This is a genomic window from Bacillus sp. FG16 (genome assembly GCF_057809515.1).
Genome location: NZ_JBMDKC010000173.1, coordinates 1 through 6,119 on the forward strand (window position 1 = coordinate 1; position 6,119 = coordinate 6,119).

10 protein-coding genes are annotated in these 6,119 nt (G+C 36.9%); 1 reads left to right on the forward strand and 9 read right to left on the reverse strand.

Annotation, left to right across the window (positions count from 1 at the left end; all coding sequences use genetic code 11):
- Window positions 1-131 precede the first annotated feature (131 nt).
- The 9 genes from ACODS7_RS30715 to ACODS7_RS30755 form a co-directional block, all read right to left on the reverse strand.
- Window positions 132-1,826 carry a terminase large subunit gene (locus tag ACODS7_RS30715; RefSeq protein ID WP_243168428.1) on the reverse strand — a complete coding sequence of 565 codons (1,695 nt, stop codon included), beginning with the start codon at window positions 1,824-1,826 and terminating at the stop codon, window positions 132-134.
- Window position 1,827: 1 nt separating this feature from the next.
- Complete coding sequence (locus ACODS7_RS30720) at window positions 1,828-2,331, reverse strand: phage terminase small subunit P27 family (RefSeq protein ID WP_488828390.1); 504 nt, start codon at window positions 2,329-2,331, stop codon at window positions 1,828-1,830.
- A 111-nt stretch (window positions 2,332-2,442) separates the two neighbouring features.
- Window positions 2,443-2,814: an HNH endonuclease gene (locus tag ACODS7_RS30725; protein WP_243168430.1), complete on the reverse strand. Its 372-nt coding sequence runs from the start codon at window positions 2,812-2,814 to the stop codon at window positions 2,443-2,445.
- Window positions 2,804-3,034 carry a hypothetical protein gene (locus ACODS7_RS30730; protein WP_308448047.1) on the reverse strand — a complete coding sequence of 77 codons (231 nt, stop codon included), beginning with the start codon at window positions 3,032-3,034 and terminating at the stop codon, window positions 2,804-2,806. Before ACODS7_RS30730 ends, ACODS7_RS30725 begins: the two co-directional genes overlap by 11 nt.
- Before the next feature lie 14 nt (window positions 3,035-3,048).
- Complete coding sequence (locus ACODS7_RS30735; protein WP_256425422.1) at window positions 3,049-3,183, reverse strand: hypothetical protein; 135 nt, start codon at window positions 3,181-3,183, stop codon at window positions 3,049-3,051.
- 250 nt (window positions 3,184-3,433) lie between these two features.
- The gene (locus ACODS7_RS30740) at window positions 3,434-3,646 is read right to left on the reverse strand and encodes a hypothetical protein (RefSeq protein WP_098709976.1); all 213 of its coding nucleotides are present in this window, start codon (window positions 3,644-3,646) and stop codon (window positions 3,434-3,436) included.
- Window positions 3,633-3,899 (reverse strand): hypothetical protein, encoded by a 267-nt coding sequence (locus ACODS7_RS30745; protein WP_488828393.1) that lies wholly within the window; start codon window positions 3,897-3,899, stop codon window positions 3,633-3,635. The genes ACODS7_RS30740 and ACODS7_RS30745 overlap by 14 nt, the downstream gene beginning before the upstream one ends.
- Window positions 3,900-3,960: 61 nt before the next feature.
- Entirely contained in the window at window positions 3,961-4,179 is a 219-nt protein-coding gene (locus tag ACODS7_RS30750; protein WP_243168914.1) for a hypothetical protein, read from the reverse strand.
- A gap of 246 nt (window positions 4,180-4,425) precedes the next feature.
- Entirely contained in the window at window positions 4,426-4,893 is a 468-nt protein-coding gene (locus tag ACODS7_RS30755; RefSeq protein ID WP_308212809.1) for a hypothetical protein, read from the reverse strand.
- 259 nt (window positions 4,894-5,152) lie between these two features.
- On the opposite strand from ACODS7_RS30755, the gene ACODS7_RS30760 reads away from it, so the two are divergent.
- Window positions 5,153-5,908 carry a zinc-dependent metalloprotease gene (locus ACODS7_RS30760; protein ID WP_243168915.1) on the forward strand — a complete coding sequence of 252 codons (756 nt, stop codon included), beginning with the start codon at window positions 5,153-5,155 and terminating at the stop codon, window positions 5,906-5,908.
- Window positions 5,909-6,119 lie beyond the last annotated feature (211 nt).

The following is a 6,119-nucleotide window of genomic DNA, read 5'->3' on the forward strand; positions in this document are numbered from 1 at the left end:
TCCCTAACAGATACCATCCATAAATCGGATTAACAAAAAAAGTCGTCCCTACAATGATGGACAACCCTGAAATTAATAGAATATCCTCTAAAATACTTATAAAAAATAATAAGAATCGCATGTAATTCCCCCTAGAATGAGAAATCTTGACTTAAAATATAGGAACTTAAGTCCATTTCACCAGAACCCAGCATACAACGAACATGTGAGTTAATGACAGCCGCAATCGGATCAATTCTTTCCATTGTTTTCGACTTGTCCAACATGATATTTTCGTTAGCATCCTGTTTTGTTATAGCATTACTCGTTGCCCAGTTCAATACCGGGTTGTTGTTATGGATGACCTTCTTTTGATACACTTGTTCACGAAAATCCTTTGTAGGGCCTGATAAAGTTGCCATACCTTGGCGTATCTCTATCATGGTATACCCTTCCGCCTCCATGTCTTGCATAAATTGTGTTGCGTTCCATGGATCGGCACATATTTCTTTAATCTTAAATTTATGATCTTTTTCCATATTTCTAATATGTGTTTTAATATATTCGTAATCAACCACTGCACCAGGTGTTGTTGTGATCCATTTTTGTTGTACCCACAGATCATAAGGGACTTTATCCGTTTGTCTCTTTTCAGCCAACGTATCTTCTGGCATAAAGCTATGACTAATTACGATATACTTATCATCTTTTTTAAACTCAAACGAAATACTTGTTAAGTCAATTTTTGCTGATAAATCGACACCTACGGTGCATTCCAACCCTTTTAATTCGGATAATTCCACCGTTTCTTTACAATCCTTCCATTTTTGCATATCCATATAGCCATTTTCTTTCATATCCACCCATCTATTCATGTTTTTCGTGAGATAATTACGCATTTTCTCAGGTACATCAAGAGCTGATTGAAGTTCTCCTTTTAAAAAAGAACGCCCTTCTTCATAACTACATAGGATTGGATTTGCTTTTTCCCACACTTCCGGATTCGTAATCTCATCATCTTTATCTAACTCATTAACCATGACAAAGTATTCTTCATTTTCAATATCAATATTAGGGTCCAAAATTTTAGAAACATATTGATACTCCACACGATAGCAAGGATGACTCAAATTAAAACCAGCTGTCGTTATAATCATCATAAGTGGATTCGGACGAGCACCTGAACCTGACACCAGAACATCATAAATTTCTGAAGTAGGATGTGCATGATACTCATCGATAATCCCGCACTGGACATTCAGTCCATCACCAGATTTTCCCGCATCTTTTGAGAGCGCGGAAATAAAAGAATCGGTTTTGAGATGCTCAATTTTCCCATACGCAATATTGAATTTTTCTTTTAGGTCTTCGCACCCATTCATTTGCGCTTTAATTTCGTTCCAAACAATCTTACTTTGTTCCGTTTTTGTGGCACCAACATACACTTCCGACATATTCTCACCAAAGGCCATTGCTTCATATGAGCCAACGCACGCTAATGATTGAGACTTTGCGTTTTTACGTCCAACTTGCCAATACGCCTTTTTAAATCGTCTTAATCCTGTATTACGATGAACCCATCCGTAAATATTGCTAAATACAAAAATTTGTATCGAATGTGGTTCAATTCTCTGACCTGCTAACTTTCCTTTTGTATGTTTAAAAAGAGACATCCACTTTAGGAAACGAAGTGCTTTTTCTTCTTTAAAAACATATGGAAAATCTTCAGAACCTTCACGTTCAATATCTCTTAAAAATCGTTTACAAGCCTGTTTATGCTTCTGACAAGCAACAACTTCATCATTTAGTACATCATCACAGTAGTCCAACATCCATTGTCTGATCATGTTATACGTCAAACTCCTTTTCTACATTTGTTTTCGGACCTTGTTTACGATTTGGAATGACAATTTTCGCTCTTGCACTTGGTGTAAGACCAAACTCAACAGCCAAAGCCTTCATTTGTTCATGCAATTGCTTCTTCTTTGTAAGTAGTGGATGTGGCACTTTATTGGTTTCAGCTGCCTTATTGGTATATTCAACAAGAAGTCCTTCTTCTCGGATAATTTTGGTGCATGCAACATAGTCAGAGTAAGCATCGCAATATGTTGCTAATGCATTCACATCTATGTTTGTAATAACATCTAATTCTAGTAATTCACCAGCAATCCGTCTAAATTCTTTCTTGGCAATTGAATCTAACCACGTTGGCGGCTTTACCTTGTCCTTTTTTGCTTGTAGCTGTTTTTCGGCTTTTAATCGTTGCTCAATTTCATCTTTTGTTAATCTATTTGTATTACCTTCTAACAAATGCAAATGAATCGGCTTCGCTTTCCTCCCTATGCGAACCACCTCCCTCAGCTGAACCCCCTTTTATGGAATAAAACGAATTTTTTGCACGGAAAGCTAGGCGGCGGTCTCCAGGGCGCCATTACTTGTTTTTTCAAGGTGGGGGGCTGTTTATCATTTTTTCTTCTCATCTTCTTTTGTTTTCTTGTTGTGGCAAGCATGACAGAGTGTTTGTAAGTTTGTTGGTTCTAATCGTTTCGACCAATCAACACGAATCGGAATGATATGATCGACTACATCCCCTATCTTGATAATGTCCTTGCTTCTACATTGAACACATAAGCCATGATCTCTACGAAACATAAGCTCACGCATATCCTTCCACAGTCTTGAGTTATAGAATGAACGTGAGCTTTTGTTTCGTATGTGTTTGTCGTAATGTCTGGTGTTCTCCTGTACTTTATCTTGATGTTTACCGCAGTACTTGTCCTTTGTTAATGCCGCACACATTGGTGAAGTGCATGGCTTCATGGGTTTACTCGGCACTTGTACCACTGCCCTTACTACATAGCTTTATCACTCTGAATGTCAACAATGCTGGCCATAATGGAGCAAACAAACATATGAGCATTAGTACAACGGCCATCGCGATTGCTTCTCCTTTCTCATCACCCTCCTCTTCTTTCAACATCTTATGCAAAGTGGGTCGCATTTGAATCGATGCATACACCATACCTATAATGAGATACCCTAATACCCACAACATCATTATTCCCCCTGTTATTCGTTTATTTTCGTATACAAACGGTCGTATCGTGTATCTGGAACAGGCTCCAAATCTTGTAGCACCCTCGCCTCATTCATCGTTATCCGACAATCCTCAATTAGTTTGATTATTAAATCCTTTTTATTCATTATTCTCACCCTTCAATTTTAAAAAATAGCCATTCGGTTACTCAAGTACAACAGAATCTATGTTACTTGTAGTTGCATATCGTAATGTTCAGGACAATTAGAACAGTAGACTTGCATCTATCTCACTCCTTTAGAAAGAATATTCCGATTATATATTTACAAATAAATACAACTTGTTATAATAGAGTTAACATTGCCATCAGGAAAAGTAATTCGCTCCCCAAGCGAATTACTTTTCCTTTTTTTATAGCTATTTTTCTAAAAAATCATCCACCGCTTTACCAAGCAAACTAATCATTGCTTCTCTCTTTTGCTTTGGTGTTGTATTATCTTGCATTTCATTAAAGATAGGAAGTACTCTTTCTAATTTCTGTTTATCGATGCGTTCATTTACAAGATCTTGTCCTAGCATTGAAATGAATGTACCAATTGCAACCGCTTGTTCTTGTTTATCTAGTTTCATTTAGCTCACTCCCGTTAATTACGCGACCTTGAATTGAATCCGCTGTATGCTCAACAATAGATTTAACTACTACTTTCTCACCTAATGTCAGGACAAATTTTATATCCTCTTGTTTCTTCTTATTCGTAAGCCTATTCATAACCTTTTCTAACGATTCCACACATTCATTTGTAACTTCTGTTACTTCCTTAATGCCTTCTAACGCTCCAGTTGTATCCGCATTTACTTCAATAATTAATTTGTTATTAGCCATTTTGTGGATCCTCCTCATAAAATAGAAAAAACACCCGCTATAGGTGCCTTCTTCACATTCCCTATATAGTTCGACTCGCCCTACGCGTTCGTACAGAAGTAACTTGCTGCACAGAAACAATATGTTCTGGGTTTATTACAATGTCATCGAAGCGTATCAGTCCTTCCCTAAAGCTTCCATCTGGCGCAACCACTTTGTCTATAAAACTCTCCAACTTCATATGTAAGATATGTGTTTTCCCATTCACCAAACTAACGTGTGTAGAAAATATTTTTTCCATCTGATCACTCTCCTTTCCTTACTAGTATTACAATCCAGTATGTATTATCACTCTTTGTTATCAAAACTACATTTACTTTATCCTTATCCTCAAAATTAAATTGTTTTCTCTCCTATACGAAAAACCGAACAAAATTGTCCGATTTTCTCCTTTCATACGCTCTTATACATCTTTTAATGCACTTAATTTGCTTTTACAGTCGCAGAAGATACGTGATCATTCCATGTTCTTTCTCCATCACCCATACTAATCTGTCAAATTTAGATATTTTCCATTATTGACAATAGCCAATGCATAACCTTGCGCATTAATATGTTCATAAATCATTGTGTAATTCCCAAACGGATGTGTAAGTATGGAGGAAACCTTATCATTATTACTACTATTAAAATTAGTAATAATAACAGGATTACGGCTTGCATCTATCGGAAACTGCGCTCCTTTTAAATGAATATCATGATAAAAAGCAGAATAAATCCTTGATGATTGGAATGCTTTTGATAAGTTTGGTACAACTGGGTGTTTCTTTACATAGGATTCGAACTCTTTTCGCGTATCAAAACCAACTGTTACAGGATTTTCGTTAGGTTCTCCTGGCGTTACAACTTTATAAGGCTTCGAAGCAGTATCCGCATGTGCCAATACATTTGATCCACCAAACACCATTGTTCCGGCTAATAAAACTGTAGAAACTACACCCATCATACGTTTCAAATTCATCACTCCCATGACATAGATTGACTTACAAACGTATTGTACAATAGGTTCATTTCTGTAGTAAGGTGCTAATTTATTTCTCAACAACTACACTTTACATCTCTATATTCTTCTTTTTCATGGCACCCCCCTTTTCCTTAACCTTCTCAAAATTCTATACATTCTTTTCTAAATAAGGTGCTTGTCCTATCACCAATATAAATAAATCTCTATATAATGTTATCGAACAACACTATTTTATTAGGAGGACAAGCATTTGAAGCTTAAACGAATGATTATAGCTTTAGCATGTAGTGCACTTTTACTGGTACCTTTTACTTCTATTTCTACACACGCACAAGAAATAGATATCCATCAACAATCCATCCCTAGCAAGCTACCGGTTATTGGTGATCCTTTACCAAAGGTGAACCAAGATAAAGTTACAACTCCTCTACATCCCTTCTCACCCTCAAACATCAAAAATTCAAATTCTTTTTTTCATACTTTAGCTGCTACTCGCACCGTTACAATTTTAATCGCTGCAGATGAAGAATACCGTGCTGCGCATCCAGACTGGAAATCTCTTACGAAACAACTCGTTGAAAAAGCCGGCCAAAGTTTTTTAACTGAACATAATATTCAATTTTCTGTTGTAAATTATACAACATGGAAGTCCGATGGATATGATAGTGCTTCTATCTTATATGATTTAAATACTGAATGGGGAAACACATCCTCTTATGATTTCGTAATTGGTTTTACGAAAGATACTCGCTTTACCGCTGGTGGCATTGCTTATATGTATCCTTCCGCTCCCCCAAGTGGCATTAGCGTCATATTCGATCTCGGTACCTTATACACGCCGTATGCCATTCAACATGAACTTTCCCATAATTATGGATTACCTCACGATGCTTCTGGTAGCGGTATCAAATGCATGATGAATTATGACTACGCTTACTCTGTGAACTATTGGGATGCTGCACACGATGCTTTAATTGAAAGCCACCGTAATTGGTACGGTTTTTAGTATATAATTTGCAAAGAGCATATATGATATAAGCTCTTTGCTACATAAATAAATCTATAAACAAAACAAGCTGACCGCTCCTCTAAGCAGAATCACAGCCCTCTTGGGGATATATTTAACTTGGTCTTTTCTTCTTATTGCGGGTTCCTACCGCCTATGCCCGTTCTTCGGTAACGTTTTGATAATGGGGCCCACTCACATCACTTCACAT

Bases quoted from the DNA above. Each gene is read 5' to 3' on its own strand.
- ACODS7_RS30715 (WP_243168428.1), bottom strand. From the start codon at position 1,826: ATGATCAGACAATGGATGTTGGACTACTGTGATGATGTACTAAATGAT.
- ACODS7_RS30730 (WP_308448047.1), bottom strand. From the start codon at position 3,034: ATGTTGTGGGTATTAGGGTATCTCATTATAGGTATGGTGTATGCATCG.
- ACODS7_RS30735 (WP_256425422.1), bottom strand. From the start codon at position 3,183: ATGAATAAAAAGGATTTAATAATCAAACTAATTGAGGATTGTCGGATA.
- ACODS7_RS30740 (WP_098709976.1), bottom strand. From the start codon at position 3,646: ATGAAACTAGATAAACAAGAACAAGCGGTTGCAATTGGTACATTCATT.
- ACODS7_RS30745 (WP_488828393.1), bottom strand. From the start codon at position 3,899: ATGGCTAATAACAAATTAATTATTGAAGTAAATGCGGATACAACTGGA.
- ACODS7_RS30750 (WP_243168914.1), bottom strand. From the start codon at position 4,179: ATGGAAAAAATATTTTCTACACACGTTAGTTTGGTGAATGGGAAAACA.